9 protein-coding genes are annotated in these 19,955 nt (G+C 34.2%); all 9 read right to left on the bottom strand.

Going from position 1 to position 19,955, the window contains the following annotated elements; translation table 11 throughout:
• Nucleotides 1–29: 29 nt before the first annotated feature.
• The 9 genes from J3495_RS07695 to gcvT all read right to left on the bottom strand — a co-directional run bounded on the left by J3495_RS07695 (nt 30) and on the right by gcvT (nt 19,826).
• Nucleotides 30–4,928, bottom strand: coding sequence for a T9SS type A sorting domain-containing protein (locus tag J3495_RS07695; protein ID WP_210665975.1), 4,899 nt, complete (start codon nt 4,926–4,928; stop codon nt 30–32).
• Nucleotides 4,929–4,951: 23 nt separating this feature from the next.
• Entirely contained in the window at nt 4,952–6,106 is a 1,155-nt protein-coding gene (locus tag J3495_RS07690; RefSeq protein ID WP_210665974.1) for a hypothetical protein, read from the bottom strand.
• 4 nt (nt 6,107–6,110) lie between these two features.
• The gene (locus J3495_RS07685) at nt 6,111–7,271 is read right to left on the bottom strand and encodes a SprB repeat-containing protein (protein ID WP_210665973.1); all 1,161 of its coding nucleotides are present in this window, start codon (nt 7,269–7,271) and stop codon (nt 6,111–6,113) included.
• A 13-nt stretch (nt 7,272–7,284) separates the two neighbouring features.
• A complete protein-coding gene (locus J3495_RS07680; protein WP_210665972.1) occupies nt 7,285–8,448 on the bottom strand; it encodes a hypothetical protein in 1,164 nt (387 codons plus the stop codon).
• A gap of 91 nt (nt 8,449–8,539) precedes the next feature.
• On the bottom strand, nt 8,540–10,615 hold the full coding sequence (locus J3495_RS07675) for a fibronectin type III domain-containing protein (protein WP_210665971.1): 2,076 nt from the start codon (nt 10,613–10,615) through the stop codon (nt 8,540–8,542).
• Between the two features lie 2 nt (nt 10,616–10,617).
• Complete coding sequence (locus J3495_RS07670) at nt 10,618–15,339, bottom strand: hypothetical protein (RefSeq protein WP_210665970.1); 4,722 nt, start codon at nt 15,337–15,339, stop codon at nt 10,618–10,620.
• A gap of 269 nt (nt 15,340–15,608) precedes the next feature.
• Complete coding sequence (locus J3495_RS07665; RefSeq protein ID WP_210665969.1) at nt 15,609–16,322, bottom strand: YebC/PmpR family DNA-binding transcriptional regulator; 714 nt, start codon at nt 16,320–16,322, stop codon at nt 15,609–15,611.
• Between the two features lie 136 nt (nt 16,323–16,458).
• Entirely contained in the window at nt 16,459–18,489 is a 2,031-nt protein-coding gene (locus J3495_RS07660; protein WP_210665968.1) for a S41 family peptidase, read from the bottom strand.
• A 254-nt stretch (nt 18,490–18,743) separates the two neighbouring features.
• Entirely contained in the window at nt 18,744–19,826 is a 1,083-nt protein-coding gene (gene gcvT / locus J3495_RS07655) for a glycine cleavage system aminomethyltransferase GcvT (RefSeq protein WP_210665967.1), read from the bottom strand.
• Between the last annotated feature and the right edge of the window lie 129 nt (nt 19,827–19,955).

The following is a 19,955-nucleotide window of genomic DNA, read 5'->3' as shown; positions in this document are numbered from 1 at the left end:
ATTTGCTATTTGTTTTGAATAAAAATCAATTATTGAATAATGATTTTTCTCAATTTAGTACCCTGTTGTGATTCAAAGAGAACAAAATAAATTCCAGAAGCAAGACCATTCAACTCAAAATTGAAAGAATAGTTGTCTTTTCCTTCTTGGTATTTAGAATCAATTACCTTGTTGTTGCTCAGGCTATAGACCTTAATATGGCCGGGCATTATTTTATCCAATGTTACATCTACTGTGAATTTTCCGCTTGACGGGTTAGGATAAATTTTTAGATCAAACTTTTTCTGCGAATCGGTATTGTCCGGATTTTCATATTCGCCCTCCGTCACCATTATGGTTTTTGTCTGTGTTGCAACACAATTTCCTTTCTTGGTAATAATGGTGATATCGTGTTCGCCAATTGTATTAAAACTTATCTCGGCATAATCCTTATCTTTAGAAATAACGGTGACACCTGCAGGTAATACCCATTCTACCGAATCCGGAATAGGATTACTGATGTCGACAATTATAATTTTTTCTTTTAAAAACGCTTGGGATGCAACAGCAAATTCAGCACTAATTGCGGTGTTCTGACTTGCTATTTTGATTGTATCTGTAGCCTCGCAACCTAATCTATTGGTAACAACTACCGTATAATTTGCAGGTTCAGATACTGTAATCATAGCTTTATCACTTGTAAAACCTTTATCTGATGTCCATGAATATTTTGCTTCATTATCGTTTATAGCCGCATTGATAGTCAATGTCTGATCGAAACATAGAGTTACATCTTCGCCAAGATCTATTACTTCTTTTGGAGGATTTTCAATAGTGTACGTTTCATTTATGATACATCCTTTGTTATCTTTTAGTTCTAAAGTATAAGTACCCGCTTTAGCATTACTTAATGTATTCGAAGTTTCGCCCGTATTCCACAAATAGGTATAAGGCGCAATTCCCGCCACCGGAGTAACCACTATCGTTGCATCAGAACCTCCAAAACAGGTTGGAATTTTTGTAATTTGAGTGGCACTTAAATGTGTTGGAGCCGTGATTGTAATTGTTTTGGTAATTGTACAACCATTGTTATCTGTTACGAGTAACGAGTAATTTCCGGGAAGTGTATTGGCTAAATTGGCTGTTTTTGCTCCCGTATTCCATAAATAGGTGTAGGGTAAAGTTCCTCCTGTAATTGCCGATGTGATGGTCCAGTCATTACCATCGCCACAACGAACATACTCAGCAGAAAGTGAATTTGTTAAAGCGGCTGGTTCTGTAATGGTAATATTCTGACTTTGAATTGATTTTCCGAAAGAATCTGTTGCAACCACATAATAAGTTCCTGCTTTTGCATTTGTTAAGGTTTCTGCCTGACCCACTATAACTGCTGGATTGCTGATTTCGTACCATTTGTAATAATAAACCGGGAGTCCGCCCGTAGTATTTGCTTTTATACTTGCGGTTGCATCTCCGTGACATTTTACAATATTGATCTGGTTAACTTCGATAAATAAAGGATCTACCTGATCTAAATCTCTTTTGGTAATTACGCAGCCTTTTGCATCAGTTACAGAAATAAAATACTGACCTACATAAATGTTATAAATACTTGTATTTGAAGCCTTATTATTATCGGTATAAATGAGGTTCATGTCTTTATCATACCACTGGAAATTGTAGTTTGGGGTTCCTCCCTGGACAGTAACAGCAATACTGGCATCATCTACTCCTAATGCTGATGGAGGCGTTTTGACAATCTGACTCAAGTATAAAAGATCCGGTTCTGTAATCGTAATTTCTTCTGAAGTGGTACATAGATTATCATCTGTTACGGTTACGGTATAGGTTGATGCCCTTAGACCCGAAAGAGTAGTTAGATTAGCATTTAGACCTGTACTCCAGACAATGCTGTAAGGCGCAGTTCCTCCTGTAATGGCGATATTGATTGCACCATCCTGACCATTTTTACAAGAGACATTCTGTTGTGTATAATTAATTTTTAAAAGATCAGGTTGTGTTATTGTAACTGGAGTTGATGTAAAGCTATTTCCAAAACCATCAGAAACTTCTAGTAAATAAGTGCCAGCAAGTAATGCCTCAGAAGGATTTGTTGTTGATGCAACCACAGTAGGTGTAAGCTGATTGTACCATTTGTAAATATAGCTTTTATCGGCATCCAAAGTTCCAATTGGTGCTCCTCCTGTTATTGTTGCTTGAAGAACCCCTTGTTTGTTATCGAAACATTTTATATTTTCTATCTGAATAATTCCAGTTATCAACAGTTTATCTGGCTGTATTATATTGTATTCTTTAGTTATAGTACAATTGTTATTGTCGGTCACGGTCAATTCATAAGTACCAATAGTTAATTGGTCCAATAATTTTGCGTTTCCTATAACTGTTGGAGAACCTTTTACTCTCCATGCATACGTATAAGCCGGAGTTCCACCAGCAATCGCAACCTCGATTATACCATTATTGGTTTCAAAACCACTAAGGTTCTGAACTTTTATGTCTGTAATGCTAAGTGGCGCGGTAGGCTGTGTTATGGCAATGTTTTCTAATTTTGTGATACAATCATTATCATCTGAAATATAAATACTATAAACACCAGACTTTAATGTTACCAAATCTTCGGTTGTTGCATAAACGGCGGCATCATTATCTTTTTTCCATTCGAAAGTATACGGTTTTGTTCCTCCGATCACATCGATATTGATAATTCCAGTATCATTTCCGAAACATAGAACATTTGTTTTATTGGTAAGCGATACCGTTAATTTTTCAGGCTGAATTAAATCGAGAACAGCAGACGTTGTTTGCGCTCCCTGAGAATCGGTTACAATTACTTTGTATTGTTCAGCGCCTAAATTGCTTATTGTATTGCTATCTCCACCAATTATATCTCCTTTACTGTTAGACCATTGGTACGTGTAGCCTAAAACTCCCCCAATTACGTTTGCTTTAATTTCACCATTAAAATCGCCATTACATTGAATTGATTTTGTTTCGTTTAATGTAACAAGCAATTCGGGATTTTGAGTAACAGTAAAACTTCTTGTAGCAATACAACCCGAATTATCTGAAGCTATCGCTTTTGCATCGCGAACTTCAACAGTATAAATTCCGGCTTCTAAACCTGAAATATCTTTCGTTGTTTTTGTAAACAATGTATCAAGATTATAGGTCCATTTATAGGTGTAACCACCGTTTCCGCCTGTCACAGGATTCAGTGCGATAGCTCCTGTACTTTGTCCAAAAATAGCAACTTTTGTAATGGTTGCATCAGGAATAATAATAGGTTGAGGAGTAATAAGCGTAAAATTTACTTCTGTCGAACAAAACAATTGATCTTTGATTATAACTTTATAAACTCCAGCACTAAGAGCGCTTGAAGACGAGGTAGTAATACCAGTTAATAAACTGCCATTTTTAAACCATTGATACGTATAAGTGCCATTATCAGGAGTTCCGCCAACTGCTGTTATAAAAGCTGTTCCATCATTTCCGCCAGCACAATTAACGTTTGTAGCCGTAAAAGTTGCCGTAAGTGGTTGCGCTGGTTCTGTTAACTCATAATCTTCATAAGCGTCTGGATTTACACCATCTTTTACAATAATGCGATAGGTTCCGAACTCCCGATTTGTCAAGGATGGATTTGTTTCTCCGTTTAGAATATTTGCCATTGCACCGTTCATTTTATACCATTGGTAGTCGTAATTTCCAAAACCACCAACTCCTTTAATCGTAATGCTTCCACTTGTATCGCCTTTGCAATACACATTTACTTTATCAAGAAGAACGATACCTAATGCATCCAAAACTATTTCGGCACTAGGTTCTGTACAATTATTACCATCAACAACAACAACTTTATATTTTCCGTTGGATAAGCCTGTTGTTTGTCCTGTTATAGGGTCTGTGTTTGGAGTAAAAGGATCTCCGTCTTTTGTCCAGATATAGGTATAATTAAGCGTTCCGCCACTTGCTGTAATTTTTATGGTTCCATCACTAGAAAGTGGAGTAGAAGGTTGCGTTTGTGTGATAGGATCAATGACTAATGGACTACTGGGTTCTGTAATCGTAACATTGCCTGTAACTGAGCATCCGGCTACATTTGCATCGGTAATAGTATATGTGTAAATCCCTGCGGATAGATTCGTTCTGTCTTTGGTAGTAGGACCATCATTCCAGGTAACTGTATAAGCACCTGTGCCGTTAATAATGTTTAAAATTATGGCTCCAGTTTCTTCACCAAAACATTTTACATGTGTTAAGGTTGGAGTAACAGTTATAAGTTTGTTTTGTTCTAATTCTTTTACAGCTGATGCGACATTATTTGCCTGGTCTTTAACAATTACTTTATAAAATCCTGCTTTTAAGTTAATTGCAGTTTTTGAATATTGGTTAAGAGATACAGGATTTGTTCCCGCTAAATCATCTGTTTCATACCAGTCATAAGAATAAGTACGAACCATATTTGATGGTCCTATAGGATAACCTTCAACTGGATTTGCAGTTAATGTTCCAGTATTCTTGCCATTACATGTTATTTTATCTGGGTTTGAAATTGTAACTTCAAGTAACGCAGGTTGATTAACTATAAAGGTTTTGCTTGCCGGACAGCCTTTTGAATCACTTACATTTATGACATAGCTACCTGCAGAAAGCGTATTAAAATTTGTCATCGTAAATGGAAGGCCATTCCTTGTCCAGTTTTGCGTATAGGTATTACCGCCAAAGGGTGTTCCTCCAGAAATTCCATAACCAGTAATTTGCCCATTAGGCTCATTAAATCCTTTTGCATCAATAACTGTCCCAGATATTAGTATGGCTGAAGGTTGTGTGATGGTTACAGCTCTTGATCCGTCGCCCTGAAGAGCACCAACCTGAGAATAACCCAATAAACAAGTAAAGAATAATAATAATAAGTAGTGTTTTTTCATCAGTATTTTGTGTTTTGGGTTGTTTAGTTTTCTATGCAATTATTACTATCAATAACTATTACATTATGGATTCCTTCTGATAACATTGGTATTGTATATGGATTGGTGGTAAGCTCTTTTTTAGTTTGATTATCTAAAATATAGAAATAGGGAGGTGTCCCACCAGCTGCAGTAATTAAGATTCCACCACTATCTGTACTGCAATTTGGTTGTACAGGCATTGTAGTAAAAGTTACTTTCTGCCTTGCGGTGATTGTGAAATAAGTAACAGGTGAAAGTGTAGAAGGAGTATTATTTTCAAACTGATTCTGAAATTTAAATTCATAATTACCAGGGGGAATATTTTTCCATTTAAAAGTAGTTGCAGATATTTTTTCTACTTTATCAGCATCATTAGAATTTGCCGAAGTTACTATATTGCTGCCTACGGGATTCCGAGTAAAGAGATAATTTTCTCCTGGCTCTAATGGTCTGCTAAAAGTAAATGTAACATCACCATTACTATAATTGCATAAAGTATAATTAGGGTTTGATGTACTAATTAAGTTAGAAGAGCAGGGAATAATATCATAAGGCATCGTATTGGTGAAGTTAGTTTTATAACCAGATTGGAAGTAAATTTTTGATTGCCCACTATATCCTAAGTCTTTTATTTTAAAAGAAATTGATGCCTTATCCTGAAATTGTGCTGCAAATGGTGTCCATGAACTATTGTCATACTTATATTGCCAGTTCCAGCCATTTTTTAGTGTAATGACATCTTCTATACATTTTTGGTTGGTATCTTCAGGATCAGGTATGTGCAAACTTATTACTTCAAAATCACCAATACAACCTCCAAAATAATCTCGAGCGAAAGAATCTTTATCATACGTCGTAGATTTACTAAGTTTGCAGTCGGTACCATTTTTGTTTCCAGCTGTTGAACTGTAGTATTCAATTGTGCTGGGATTATCTGTTACATAGAAAAAATCATATTCAATTTCAGTCTCCGAGCCAGTATTGACTCCTTTTGTTATTACAGTTCCACCTATTGAGAGTCTCATACTACCGGCATGACTTCCATCCCATCCTACAGAAGGTGACAAAGTCGAAATTACCAGAATTCCATACTCACTTTGACCATGTGCTAATAGATTTCCTAAAAAAAATATAAAAAAGAGTAGTTGTTTCTTCATAATGCTATTTTTCTATACAATTATTACTATCAATAACTATTACGTTATGAATTCCTTCTGATAACATTGGTATTATATATGGATTTGTGGTAAACTCTTTTTTAGTTTGATTATCTAAAATATAAAAATAGGGAGGTGTCCCACCAGATGCAGTTACTGAGATTCCACCACTATCTGTATGACAATTTGGCTCTATTACTGTTGTAGTAAAAGTTAATTGCTGCCTTGGAGTGATTGTGAAATAAGTAACAGGTGAAAGAGTAGAAGGAATATTATTTTCAAACTGATTCTGAAATTTAAATTCATAGTCACCTGGGGGTATATCTTTCCATTTAAAAGTAGTAGCAGATGTTTTTTCTACTTTATCAACTTCATTAGAATATGCAGAAGTAACTATATTGCTGCCTATGGGATTCCGAGTAAAAAGATAATTTTCTCCTGGCTCTAATGGTCTGCTAAAATTAAATGTAACATCACCATTACTATAATTACACACAGTATAGTTAGGGGCTGATGTATTAAGTAAGTCAGAAGAACAGGGTATGATATCGTATTTTACAGTGTTGGTAAAATTTGTTTTGTAACCTGTACGGAAAAATATTTGTGATTTATTTTCATAACCAATTAATTCCTTTATTTTGAATGAAATACTTCTTTGATTTTGATATTCGCTCGTAAAATCTGTCCAAATAGTTCCATCGTAACTGTATTTCCAATTCCACCCATTGTTTAATTCAATAGTCTGTTCAATGCATCGATTTGTATCTGCTGGTTGGTTAAGATGTATGAGATAAGGAATTGTTGAAGCAAAACATCCAATAAAAGAAACTTCAGTATTTATATTACCATTATCAATATCAAAATCTTTATTTTCAGAAATGAAGCACCCATCCTGATAACTATAAAAATTAAAGTTTATTTTTCTAGTGGAAAGGTTTGGCGTTACATAAGAAAAATCTTCCTGATTAAATATTGGACTAAAGTATTGATTTGGATTAAACCAGAGCTCACTACCACCACCTTGGATATAATGTTGACCAGGAGTTTGTTCCATTTCATATCTGGCATCAATATCAGAAATAAATAATATACCATATTCGGTTTGTGACCAAATCATGTTAATTCCGCAAAAGAAAATAAAAAAAAGAAAGTAAAGCTTCTTCATAAATTATTGTTTATTATTTTTCAATGCAATCTCGGCTATCTAACACTACTACCGTATGATCACCTTCTAATAATTCATTAGGAATAGTGTATAAACCTGTAAAAGAATGTTTGTTTGTTAATGGCTCGCCATCTAAGACATAAAAATAAGGAGATGTTCCTCCTGAAGCTGAAATTTGTATTTTACCCTTATCATCAACACATGCAGGTTGAATAGGGGATACCTTAAAAGTCAGAGGGGTTACGTTTGCTATCGTAAAAGTAGGACTAACTACAGGCAGAGAACCAACTAATGTGTTATTATCAGTATTGGTTTGAGCTTGATATTTAATAGTATAAGATCCTGCTGCGATCCCAGTCCAAGTAAATGATTGATTTACTATTTCTGCTGCACTGACAAATTTATGAGTCATAAAATTATTGTCCTTAAATAAATTAAGAAGTAATTTTTGATTAGTTGTTATATCTGTTTTAAAGTTTAATGTAACACTGCCATTAGATTCATTATTACATCTTACATCGGCTGCAATTGGATCTCCGTTTAACAAAGGAGAGCAAGAGGTAATATTGTAATTGACAACATTTGAATAAATATTTTCCTCAGTAATAGAAGGATCTGAGTCAATTAAGGCACGAAAATAGATTGTACCAAAATAATTATTTAGGGCAGTAAAATTAGCTTTAATAAATTGAAAATTTTCATTAAATACAGTATTTGTATTTGTTTTAGTATAATTAACAGCATCTGTGCTATATTCCCAATAAAACTTTTGAGTGCCTGTGCAACCAACGGCAGCTAAGTTTATAGCATCACAGAAAGAATTATCAGCTGGAGGATCATTTAGAACCTTATTACTTATTATTTCAAAGCTAGGGTTGTCTGGTCTACTATAACCATATGCCACACCTTCATATTTTTGACAAGTATTTATTGGAGCGACCATTAAATTGACACTATGATAATCACCACAAGGACCAGAACATGAATATGTTTCAGCTTTATAACTGGTAAAAAGATATGCGTTTGGCATTTGATTAAAAATAAGATATTCTCCGGCCTCAGCAATTGGACACAACCAATTACCATTATTATCTAAAATTTTATATTCATATTCATAATCTTCATACATGTGAGTGCCATCGACATAATAATCACAACCGCCATAATTCGTTTTCATGATATACGTTTGAGAATAGATTTGATCACAAATGCAAATACAAAAAAGTATAAAAAGTAATTTTTTATTCATATAATTGTTTTCTATTCATTTAAAATTTCACAGAATAAAAATCCATTTGAGAGGTTCTTCCGTCTTTAAAAATGGCTCTTATACCATATTTATAATTGGTATTTATGGCAATTGTTGGATCTGATAAACGCTTAATCTTTCCTCCCACAATCTGAATTAATTGCAAAGGATCTTTGTCAGATGCTTTATAGATTTCAAAACTATCAACATTGGCATTTGGGTATTCCCAAGAAAGATCAATTGTATTTGTTATTTTATTAGCCTGTGCAAAAAAACCTTTTACAGGAGGCATTACAGAATAATTGGGTACAAATAAGTGTATTTCAGGAGAAGGATTAGAGACTAATTTGCTTTCATCTTTTGCAAAAATGGCATACGTGTAGGTATGTCCTTCAAGGACGGTTTTATCTTCAAATTTTTCTTCTTTATTTTTTGTTTCTAAAATTAATTTCCATTCTTTTTGATCATCTTCTTTTCGATACAATTGATGTACTGCCACATCTTCACTGTGACTATTTGCCCATTCAAGGAAAACAGCACCTTCTTTTATTTCATAATTCATAAAAACAGGTGATGCAGGAGGAATAATATCTGGTTTTTTAAGAATTAAGGTTTCTGAAAAATCAGACATATTGTAGCGATAATCAACTGCGATAATTTTATAATAGACTTTAGGATTCAAGTTTTTAATTAATACTTTATCTTCAAAAGTATTGGGTTCACTAGGGCTAATCGTTAATTGACTAAATTCTTCTTCGGCAATATTTCCTCTATAAATACGATATCCTAGAAGATCTTTTTCTTTATTAGGCGTCCATGTAAGTTTTACAACGCCCAAACTATCAATAACTCCTTTTAGACCAATTGGTTTTGCTGGTGGAATTGAATCTACAGGCTGTACGAGCATTGGAAAAGAACTTCTGCTATTTCCGTTTTTGCCAATTGCAGTAAGGGTAAAATAATTGGTTGCCGATAACTTATTGTACACCACATTACGAGATTTTGGAGAAATATTTTTTAGTACTGTTTTATAATTGTCACCCTCTTCATCGGAACGGTTAAGTTCGAATCCAGAAATTTCATTATCACCTTCTTCAGGAAACTCCCAAATTAAGTTTACCGTTGTATCATCTTTAAATTCTTTTACTGTAAGATGTGGTACATATTTTAGTAAAGCTTTACTTTTTCCAGTAACAATGTCGGAATAAGGACTTAGCTCTCCAAAAGGAGAAATACCCTGAATTCTATAACTGTAAGAAGTATTGTTGGGAATAGAATCTACATAAAAGATACGGTTATTATTGGCATTTTGCTGATTTAAACTTGTGTAGGGTTTCTCTGTAATTCTTTCAAATTTTATTTTATCGCTTGAACGTTCTATGTAATAACTACCGTAAGCATGAGCTAATATTTTAAAATTCCAACTCAACATAGTACTACTATCTGTGAAATTTGCCGTAAAATCCATTGGTTTTGGCAACGGTTCGTATTCCTTCAATCCAACAAATAGTCCGCCATAGTCAATGCTTAATTCGGTTTCCGGTACGTTAGAGGAAATTCGGTATGCATATTTTTCGTTTATCTTCGCCGTTTTGTCTTCAAATCCTAAACCTGCTTTTTTTGCAATTTCAAAGTCTTTATCTGCCGAAAAAAGAGCAAAAGTAAATCGTTGTTCTGTTTCTTCAGAAAGGTTAATAATCGACTCTAAATTATCTTTTCCGGTTACAGCAAATTCTTCTCCGTATAGTGCTTGTGCCACGATTGCTGCATTGTCATTTGTTTCAATGAGTTTTTCCCATGCTTCTAATGGTTCTGGTTTAAGAACTTTGGCCAATACTGTTTTTTCAGGCACAGACAAAGTCTTATTATCTCTCGTAACAGTATATCGTTCTACAGAGTATCCGTATTTATTCAATTTTTTCCAGACCGTAGCATTAGTAACCGCCCATCGTAACAAAATTTTATCTTTTTGTACTCTTGCAATAACTTGTATTTCTGGCTTTTTATTTTCAGCAGCAATGGGTTCGGTTTTATCTTGAGAAAAACCATTACTAATGATTATGAAAAAAAGTATAATTAAAAATTTGAATTTCATGCTTAATTTAATTTATTGAAAGTAAAAACCGAACTAGAACCCAATTGACCACCAGGAAGCGTATAGTTTAATTTAATGTTATAAGTCCCGTCTTTTATCATAGGAAATTTTCCATTAATGATATAGTTATATTTATCAATCATGCTCTGATTGAGACTATTCAAATATTTATTTACTATCTTATATTGTAACTTTACAAAATCTTCTTTGTAATAAAAAGGCTGATTATAACGGTAGGGTAGCCTTTCCCTTAGATATGCACTTTTTGGATTGTTTATTAAGTCAGATTGATACCACGTGAGAAGTTCAATTCCTTTAGTAGGCGGATTTCCTAATATATTTGTATTTCTATTGAATGTGAGATCAGCTTCTAATGGATATCCTTTATAAACCAGAGGGTAGATATCATTTTTATAATAACTGTCGTCTAATATTGCCTCAACACTTACTAGTGGAGTATTTATAGTTTTAGCATTTCCAATTATTTCGATTTCATCAAAAGGCTCAGTTGATGAATTTTCTGCGTGTAAAGAATGAACATCAGAATAAATGATTTCTATATATGTATTTTTTGGTTTCTTAGCAGCCATTTTTTCTTTAAATGTGTTGTATTGGCTGGTATTAAATTTGTATTGTAATAATTCTACACCTTCACCGCTTGTTACCGTTGCATTTAATGTATTACTTTTCATTTCAATATTTGCACCATCACCTAGATCTTGAGATTGGTAATTTTGAGATAAATTTGAGTTGGCATCTGTTTTGGTTTCCAATGTCATCAAGGTAATATTATATGGCTTTGATGTTTGCAAGACTGGTAAATCAATACTAACCTTCCTATCTGAATTGTTATAAGTTATTAAACCTGTAGTTGTATTATCTCCTGTTTTGTAAAATGCCTGCTGTGACTGACCTGGTTTTAGATCAAAGAGATAAGGCTGACCTTGTTTTAAGACAATGTAAGCTTGTTTTGATTCGTTTTGATAAACATATTTTTGATCAAAAACAGGGTAAGAATACGAAATGTTATTTACCGGAATATTTTTAGGTGCTGTACCAGTTGCAAAATTTCTAGTTTCTGTTTCGGTAGCAATTTGTCCTTTGTCTAAAACAGTTTTCCATGTCCCATTTGTATATTCTTGAAAACTTACTTTTACAGTCAATATCAAATCAGAATTAGGAGGCAATATATCTGTAGAGGTAAAACTTAATAAATCTTTGGTATCATTCCAAGAAATTTGTCCGGGAAGGGCTACTCCATCTTTTTTAATAGTATATTCTTCCAATTTTAATTTATAAGTTTTTGTACCGCTATCTTCTTCTAGAGTAAAATTTTTCTCGACGGGCACATTAAAACCAACTTGAGGTACCGTAAAAACATCTACATCTTTGGCTCCTTCAGAAGGAGTTATATCTGCAATAGATTTTAGCCCTCCTAAAGGTGCATCATTTACAAATTCGCATTGTTTACCAAATTCGAGTTTAAATCGGAAACTACCTTTAATGGCACCACCCAAGATATCAAAATATCCTGCCATATAACCACGAATCCAGACTGGGTTTGGAAGTTTTGCTTGTAGTAAAACGGCACCTCCACCTTTTATAATGGATATTTTCTTTCTAATAAAAAACAGTTTTATGTTAATTCCGAGTTCACCTTGTAAATAGGCATACGACTGACCATTGGCGTACCATCCATTAAGGCCAATTTGTCCCGATCCTTTACATTGTGCTTCGCCATAATCTTTTACCATAATGTCAAAACCAAAACCAGCCTGAAAATTGGCATAAAACATTAAGAAACTTAAATCTCCTGTTTTTAGGCTAAAATCTGAGCCAAAAGCAAAACCTTTACCAGATGCGACACTATTTTCATCTCGCATGTAATCAAGAGTTGCAACATCAACACCAAGTAATTGCGCTACAATGTCCGGTGGTGGTGGACTTCCAGGAATATCATCTCCCATCATAAAATAACCACCGGCTTCTACTTCAAGAGAGCCGATTGCTAGTTTAATTCCTAATCTATCAGTAGGTGTACCCGCGCGTACATACCATTTATCTGGACCAAAATGTAAAACAGCCCATCCAGCTCTGTTTCCTGAGGCACGACCCTGAATAAAACCACCAGGAGTAGCGATATATAAATCGAATGAACCGTGTAATGTTTTAGCTCTAAAGTCATATTCTATAGCAGCAAAAGCATTAATACCCATAGAGGCTTCCACATCATTAGGGTATAACTGTGCGGCAGCTTTTGATAAATTAGATGTTTTTAAAGCTTCTACGGCTATCTTACCCATTAAAGATTCATTTTCTGTCACTGTTTTCAAAGCATCCGTTAATTCGGCTGCGCCAGGGATTTCAAAAGGCTGCATAACGTGACCCTCACCGTAGATGCTAATTCGGTTTATACCTCCTCTACCGTTAAAGGCGATTTCGAAACCGGCACCACCCCAAAAAGCATCGGCGGTAGCGGTTCCTGCAAATTTAATCATGGCTTTTACACCAAGACCAGAGTCGATATCAGGAACATAATTAGACCCTGAAGCTGTAAATCGGTTACTAAAACCATCTTTTTTCATTCGATAATAAGCACCTCCACCAAAACCTTTAAAAGTAATGGCACCCGCTGGTATGTTTAGACCATCTACCATTGCGTCAACGTACCAGTATCTAAAACCGATAGACCCAAAAATAGCATTGGCTTCTACTTTTATCCCACCTGTGAAGTCGCAGCTTAACATTCCTTTGAAGCCTTTTCCATAAACGGGATCATTATCCATTATGGTAATGCTTCCCTTTAATTTCATTCCACCTAAATCTGCTCCAATCGAAATTTGTTCAAATTTAAGATGATCATACTTCCATTTCTGAATTCCTTCATCCTTGCCAAATTTTCCAACTACGTAAAATTTAGTCTGGCCATTAAATTGATTTTCCATCATATTAATGGCAAGATCAACCTTTAGGCTGGCACTTTCTGGAGTGGTCATTAAAGCAATTTCATTGATAGTAACTGGGAAATTACTAACAGTAGAGCCATCATTTTGCACATTTTTATACCCAAAATAATCTGCACTAATATAGGGAGATACGGTCTGCAGCATTAGATTTTGAAAAATCACCCCTTTAAAGGATACCGTTTCTTTTTTCTCTCCTGTGGCGGAACTTCCATTTCCAGAGTCCGTTTTTTCTAATGCAATTGCTTCTGCTGCAGTTATAGGTTTGTTGCTGGCATTTAATGATAAAGTACCGTATAGAACTGCTTTTGGGAGAAAATTGCCATCTTTTACTTTTAATTCGACATAAGAGTTTTTTTCGATAACAGCTTGGGCTTTAAACGCCTGAAAACAGATGCCGTTTGTAACCTGGGCATTTAATAAGTACTCATTATTAACAGGGTCTATCAATCCTTTATAAGCTAATTCAGACCTTGTGCCGCCATTACATTTTTCTGATTTATCAGAAACAGGTAAAAGAATATCACCGCCAAAACTGGCAGCAGTCAAAGAATTCGCAACTAATGTTATACTCACACTGTTAAGAGACATTTGCCATCCAGACGCATTTCCCTCATCAATTCCTATTAGGTTAGTACCTGAAAACGTTCCAGAGACCCCCATACGATCTATCAGTAGATTTGTTGCTTCAAATCGAATTCTTTCCTTACTTTGTTTTTTCTTAAATTCCTCAGGTAAAACTATTTTAAGAGATTGTACATAAAGACCACGCCACAAATTTTCGTTTCCGGGAACCAAATATTTACTTGCATAATTTGGAGGCCATTTTACACTTGTAGAATTTCGTAAATCACTAAAATCAATTACGGCTGTGTTTAATTCAAAGCAGAAGCCTTTTTTAGAAGTTAATTGAAATTTTGGCAATGATATTTCGATTAAAATGTCATTCCAATTAGAAACTACAGTTTTAAACGTCCCTTTAACAAGAGCGGGTTCTGCTACAGCAACATAATTATTGTCTACAGGTTCTAAAAGTTTTCTTGAAAATTGTACTTCAGCACTTATTCCAAGTTCTTTAAAACCGTTACAATCAATAGTTACGTATGTTTCGTTTTTAACGATTCCAGTCTTCATATCCATTCCGCCCTTCAGAATCAATAGTAAGTTTTCACCGTTAATTTTGATAGGTACGTCGCCTAATAAAACCAAATTGGTATCGCCAACTAAACCTCCTTTGTGGGATAATCTAATATTGTTGGCTCCAAAAAATAATTCTTTTGGTTTTCCGTCTGCACCGTGTTGTGGTATGATGATTCTAACAAAAGCCGTAAGTTCGGTATATTCAGGTGTAAATTTGGCATTACTTATTCCTAATAAATATTGGATACCACCAATTGTCTTTTTGATACCAAGTGGTAACATCGACAATTTTTTAGGTTCTAATACATCTGTTAGATTACCACTCTCGTCAATTTTAAGACAAGTTGCCATTGCAGTTTTTAAATCGTCACCAGTCTGGCTACTAACAGGAAAATTCTTTCTTAAATATTCATCTGTAAATTCACTTTCTGAATTTTGCGTATAAACAAAGGATTTTTTTTCTGAGGAAATATGATCCTTAGAAAGAACATTTTTAACTGCTAAAGTTTTTTTTGAATTGCTTATCGTATCGGTATAAGTACTTGAAAAACAATTTAAACTCAGCGAAAATAAAATAATAGAGTATAGAAAAGAGCGTAACTGAAGAGTAGTTTTTTTCAATTTTAGACTTGTTAAGTTTCTAAAATAAAACAATAGAATTTAAGAAAAAACCTATTTTTTATATGTAGAATTTGTTAATGGCGTTCAAATATATAATTTATTTAACAGGAATAAGACATGTTAAAAAAAGTTTTTTAAATATTTTTTAACATGTTTTTATTTACTGCCATTTCAAGTAGTTTTTGTGCTAAAAAATCTCAATCAAATCATAAAACAAAAAAAGCCCTGAAAAAATTCAGAGCTTTTGTGGGTATAAAAAAACAAAAATGTTATTCTTCTTTCATTGTATGATAAACATTCATAACGTCATCATCTTCTTCTATTTTTTCGATTAGTTTTTCAACATCGGCGATTTGAGCCTCGGTAAGTTCTTTTGTAATTTGCGGAATACGCTCAAAACCGGAAGATAAAATATCTAAACCTCTATTTTCTAATTCTTTCTGCAAGGCACCAAAGCTTCCAAAAGGGGCGTAGATTAAAATTCCGTCTTCATCTTCAAAAACTTCTTCTGCACCAAAATCAATTAGTTCCAACTCCAATTCCTCTGGATCAAGTTCTCCTTTTGCAATTCTAAAATTACAAGTATGATCAAACATAAACTCAACCGAGCCCTGAGTTCCCATTGTTCCGTTGCATTTATTAAAGTAGCTGCGAATATTGGCAACTGTTCTATTATTATTGTCCGATGCAGTCTCAATCAAAATTGCGATTCCGTGAGGCGCATACCCTTCAAACAAAATTTCTTTATAGTTGGCAGTATCTTTATTACTCGCATTTTTTATAGCGCGTTCCACATTGTCCTTAGGCATGTTGGCGGCTTTTGCGTTTTGTATTACGGCTCTTAATCTAGAATTGGCATCAGGGTTAGGACCGCCTTCTTTAACCGCCATAACGATGTCTTTACCAATTCGGGTAAATGTTTTGGCCATAGCTGACCAACGTTTCATTTTTCTTCCTTTTCTAAATTCGAACGCTCTTCCCATTACTAATTTTTTATTTTGAGATGCAAAAATACGGTTATTCCTTATTTTTCCAAAATCAATCTCTATTCTTTTTTAATTTATGTTTTTCAAATTTCAAGTTTAAAAAGTTTCAAGTTTCAAGTTTTTTTATCTGAAACTACTTAAAACCATTAAATTCATTAATAATATTTACCGCTTCATTTAGATAAGGATTGGTTTTCACACTGTTAATTTGATACTCATTCATCACTTTCTCATAAGGGTAGGTGCCTAATAAAAACTGATTTACGGTTGAGTTGTAAATGTCCAAAGGGTTGTTTTCTTCATTAAGGGTATTGATTTCTGTCCACAAACTATTTCGGATTTTTTTCTGTTCAAAAACCGCATCCAAAGTCATCGGAATCTCTGCTTTTGGCGTATTGACCATCTCATCTATTTTTTGATTTATTTTTTTAATGTTGTTAAAATAATAATTATCGGCAAGTCGCACCGAACTGTTATGCGCTACTTTATCAATAATGCCCCGCTTTACATACGGTCTGTATTTTAGAGGTTGAGGCAAACTGTCATTAGGAATTGCAGTACTGAAATTACTTTCTTTTTGGAAAATATTTTGGTAAAATTCCGGGAGAATCACATCGGGAGTTACCCCAGTTTTTTGATGACTTTTGCCCGTAACACGATAAAATTTATTGATAGTAATTTTTAGGAAATCAGTGTTTTTATTTTCGTCAAGCGAAACAATGGTTTGCATGGTTGCTTTGCCCAAAGTACCGCTCCCAAGCAACAAAGCGCGATTGTAATCCTGCAAAATCGATGAAAAAAATTCGCTTGCAGAAGCCGTATTGCTATTTACTAAAATAACTATTGGGCCTTTATAAATGACACCTTTGTAGGGATCGTTGATAATAGATTGATTACGTTTGTTATCGACAACAATCGAGATCGGACCGTAGTCTACAAACATTCCGGCTAATTTTATAGCTTCTTCCATAGAACCACCGCCATTATCAATCAAATCGATCACCAGACCTTTTATATGGTCTCTTTCCAATTTTAATACTTCGCGCGCCACATCATCAGCACATCCTTTTCTAGAATTACCATCTAAGTCGGCGTAAAAACTCGGAATTTTTATGTAACCAATTTTATTTTCTTTACCAATAAGAAAACTAAAAACCGAATTCTCTTCATCTTTCATTACTTGTTTTTCGATATATACTTCAAAGTTTTTACCCGAATTTCGCTTTAGCGTAAGCGTAATATTTTTATTAGATTCGGATAAAATCATGGTCGAAATTGACTCTAACGAAGAACACGAAACATGCAACGTTTCTTTTTGATTGGAAATAGATATGATCTGATCGCCTTTTTTTATTTTCCCCGTTTTAAAGGCGGGACCATTCGGATCAATTTCTTCTATGATGATTTCGTTCTTTTCATTCAGATTCACGCTCATGCCAAGTGACAAGCGTTCTTTGGATAATGAAGCCACAAAACTTGATTTAGAATCATTGCTAAAGTAGGCCGTATGCGGATCAAAATAGATACAGAAAAAATTATATAGTTTTTCTTCCTGCGTATTTTTGGTTTCCAAAAGTGTGTTGATTCTGCAAATTTCGTTGGTTAAAATCATTTCTTTAGAAGTACTTTCTAGCAATTTAAAGCTAGTTTGAGCCTCATCTGGATCCTCGCTCGATTCTGCAATATCATCCAGAATCTGATAGCGAATTTTTTTTGTCCATACTTTTTCCAGATTTTCTTTTTCTACATAAAAATCAAATGATTTCTTATAAAACCGAATCGTATCTTTTAAATTATAATCAATGGGCTGCACTTTAATTTTTTCCAGAACAGATTTGGTTCTTTCCAATCCGTTATGGTATGTTTTTTCAATATCTGAAAGAAAACTGCAATCGTTTTTTAAAATTAAATCGTCAAGATTCAGACGGTATTTTTGCGAGAGTTCTTTGTATTCACTTTTAAAAAAGATGTTTCGTGCGGGATCTAATTCGTTCATGAGATTGTCAAAAACAAAAGCAGATAAACTATCATCTACAGGTTTAGGCTGAATGTGTTCTGACTGGATAAGCGAATTTATTTTATTTAATATTTCGCATGTTTTGGTGCTATTTTGACTAAATAGGGCACCTGAGGTCAGCAAAAGTAGTAGAGAAATTTTTTTCATAAATCGAAAAACATCGTTTAGATTAAAATTACACTAATTTATTTTACCAAGCATTATATTTTTTCTAAAAAATCTTACATACAAACGATTTGGTTTAATAAAAAAAACATCATTTTTTAGCAATAAAAAATACTTTCTACTTTTTTGTAATGCTAAAATTGAATTTAAAAACCAGAAAACAAAAAGATTTTAAACGATAAAAAAAATGCACTACTTTTAAAAATAGTGCATTTCTAATCGATCAATACTAAAATTTATTTTTTATAAAAAGGTAATTTTACCACTTTTGCAGGAACATCATTTTTCCTAATTCGGATAAAAATATCGCTGTCAAGAGCACTGTTGTTTACGGTAACATATCCCAAACCAATTCCTTTATTCATAGAAGGTGACATCGTTCCCGAGGTTACAATTCCAATCACAGCACCGGAAGCATCTACAATTTCGTAATCATGTCTTGGCACTGCACGTTCTTGCATTTCAAAAGCTACTAATTTTTTGGTAACACCTTCTTCTTTTTGTTTTTTCAGGCTCTCAGAATTGGTAAAATCTTTGTTGAATTTTGTAATCCATCCCAAGCCAGCCTCCAGCGGAGAGGTAGTATCATTAATATCGTTTCCGTACAAACAGAATCCCATTTCCAGACGCAAAGTATCACGAGCCGCCAATCCTATTGGTTTGATTCCGTAGGCAGCGCCCGCTTCAAAAACTTTGTTCCAAACTTGTTCTGCTTCGCTATTTTGGCAATAAATTTCAAAACCTCCCGAACCAGTATATCCTGTAGCCGAGATGATTACGTTTTCTATTCCGGCAAAATCAGCCACTTCAAAATGATAATATGCGATGGCAGACAAATCGATCGAAGACAAACTTTGCATTGCTTCAACCGCTTTCGGACCTTGAATAGCCAATAAAGAATAGTCATCAGAAAGATTTTTCATCTCAACACCCAAATCGTTGTGAGCCGAAATCCAATTCCAGTCTTTCTCAATATTCGAAGCATTTACAACTAGTAAATACTGCTCTTCCTTCATTTTATAAACAATCAAATCATCTACGATTCCGCCGTCATTATTCGGTAAACAAGAATATTGTGCTCTTCCAATGGTCAAAGTCGAAGCGTCATTCGAAGTTACTTTCTGAATCAAAGCCAAGGCATTTGGTCCCGAAAGTAAAAATTCGCCCATGTGCGAAACGTCAAAAACGCCCACACTGTTACGAACCGTTTCGTGTTCAGCATTCACGCCTTCGTAAGTAATCGGCATGTTATAACCAGCAAACGGAAGCATTTTTGCTCCCAAACCCTCATGTATGTGCGTTAGCGCAGTATTTTTCATTGTGTTGTTTTATAAAATTGTGACGCAAATTTATTCAAAAAATATCGAAAATAAGCAGTATAAATTATAAAAATCGCAAAGATGAGGAGCTATTTCCTGCTATTCACTATATCTTTTTGTTTTTAAAGA

This window comes from Flavobacterium geliluteum (assembly GCF_017948595.1).
Classification (GTDB): Bacteria; Bacteroidota; Bacteroidia; order Flavobacteriales; family Flavobacteriaceae; genus Flavobacterium; species Flavobacterium flavipigmentatum.
Note: the sequence above shows the minus strand (reverse complement) of the source record. Positions and strands in the feature narration are given on the sequence as shown.

Bases quoted from the DNA above. Each gene is read 5' to 3' on its own strand.
- J3495_RS07695 (WP_210665975.1), bottom strand. From the start codon at position 4,928: ATGAAAAAACACTACTTATTATTATTATTCTTTACTTGTTTATTGGGT.
- J3495_RS07690 (WP_210665974.1), bottom strand. From the start codon at position 6,106: ATGAAGAAACAACTACTCTTTTTTATATTTTTTTTAGGAAATCTATTA.
- J3495_RS07685 (WP_210665973.1), bottom strand. From the start codon at position 7,271: ATGAAGAAGCTTTACTTTCTTTTTTTTATTTTCTTTTGCGGAATTAAC.
- J3495_RS07680 (WP_210665972.1), bottom strand. From the start codon at position 8,448: ATGAAAACGAATTATGGCGGTTGTGATTATTATGTCGATGGCACTCAC.
- J3495_RS07675 (WP_210665971.1), bottom strand. From the start codon at position 10,615: ATGAAATTCAAATTTTTAATTATACTTTTTTTCATAATCATTAGTAAT.
- J3495_RS07665 (WP_210665969.1), bottom strand. From the start codon at position 16,322: ATGGGAAGAGCGTTCGAATTTAGAAAAGGAAGAAAAATGAAACGTTGG.
- J3495_RS07660 (WP_210665968.1), bottom strand. From the start codon at position 18,489: ATGAAAAAAATTTCTCTACTACTTTTGCTGACCTCAGGTGCCCTATTT.
- gcvT (WP_210665967.1), bottom strand. From the start codon at position 19,826: ATGAAAAATACTGCGCTAACGCACATACATGAGGGTTTGGGAGCAAAA.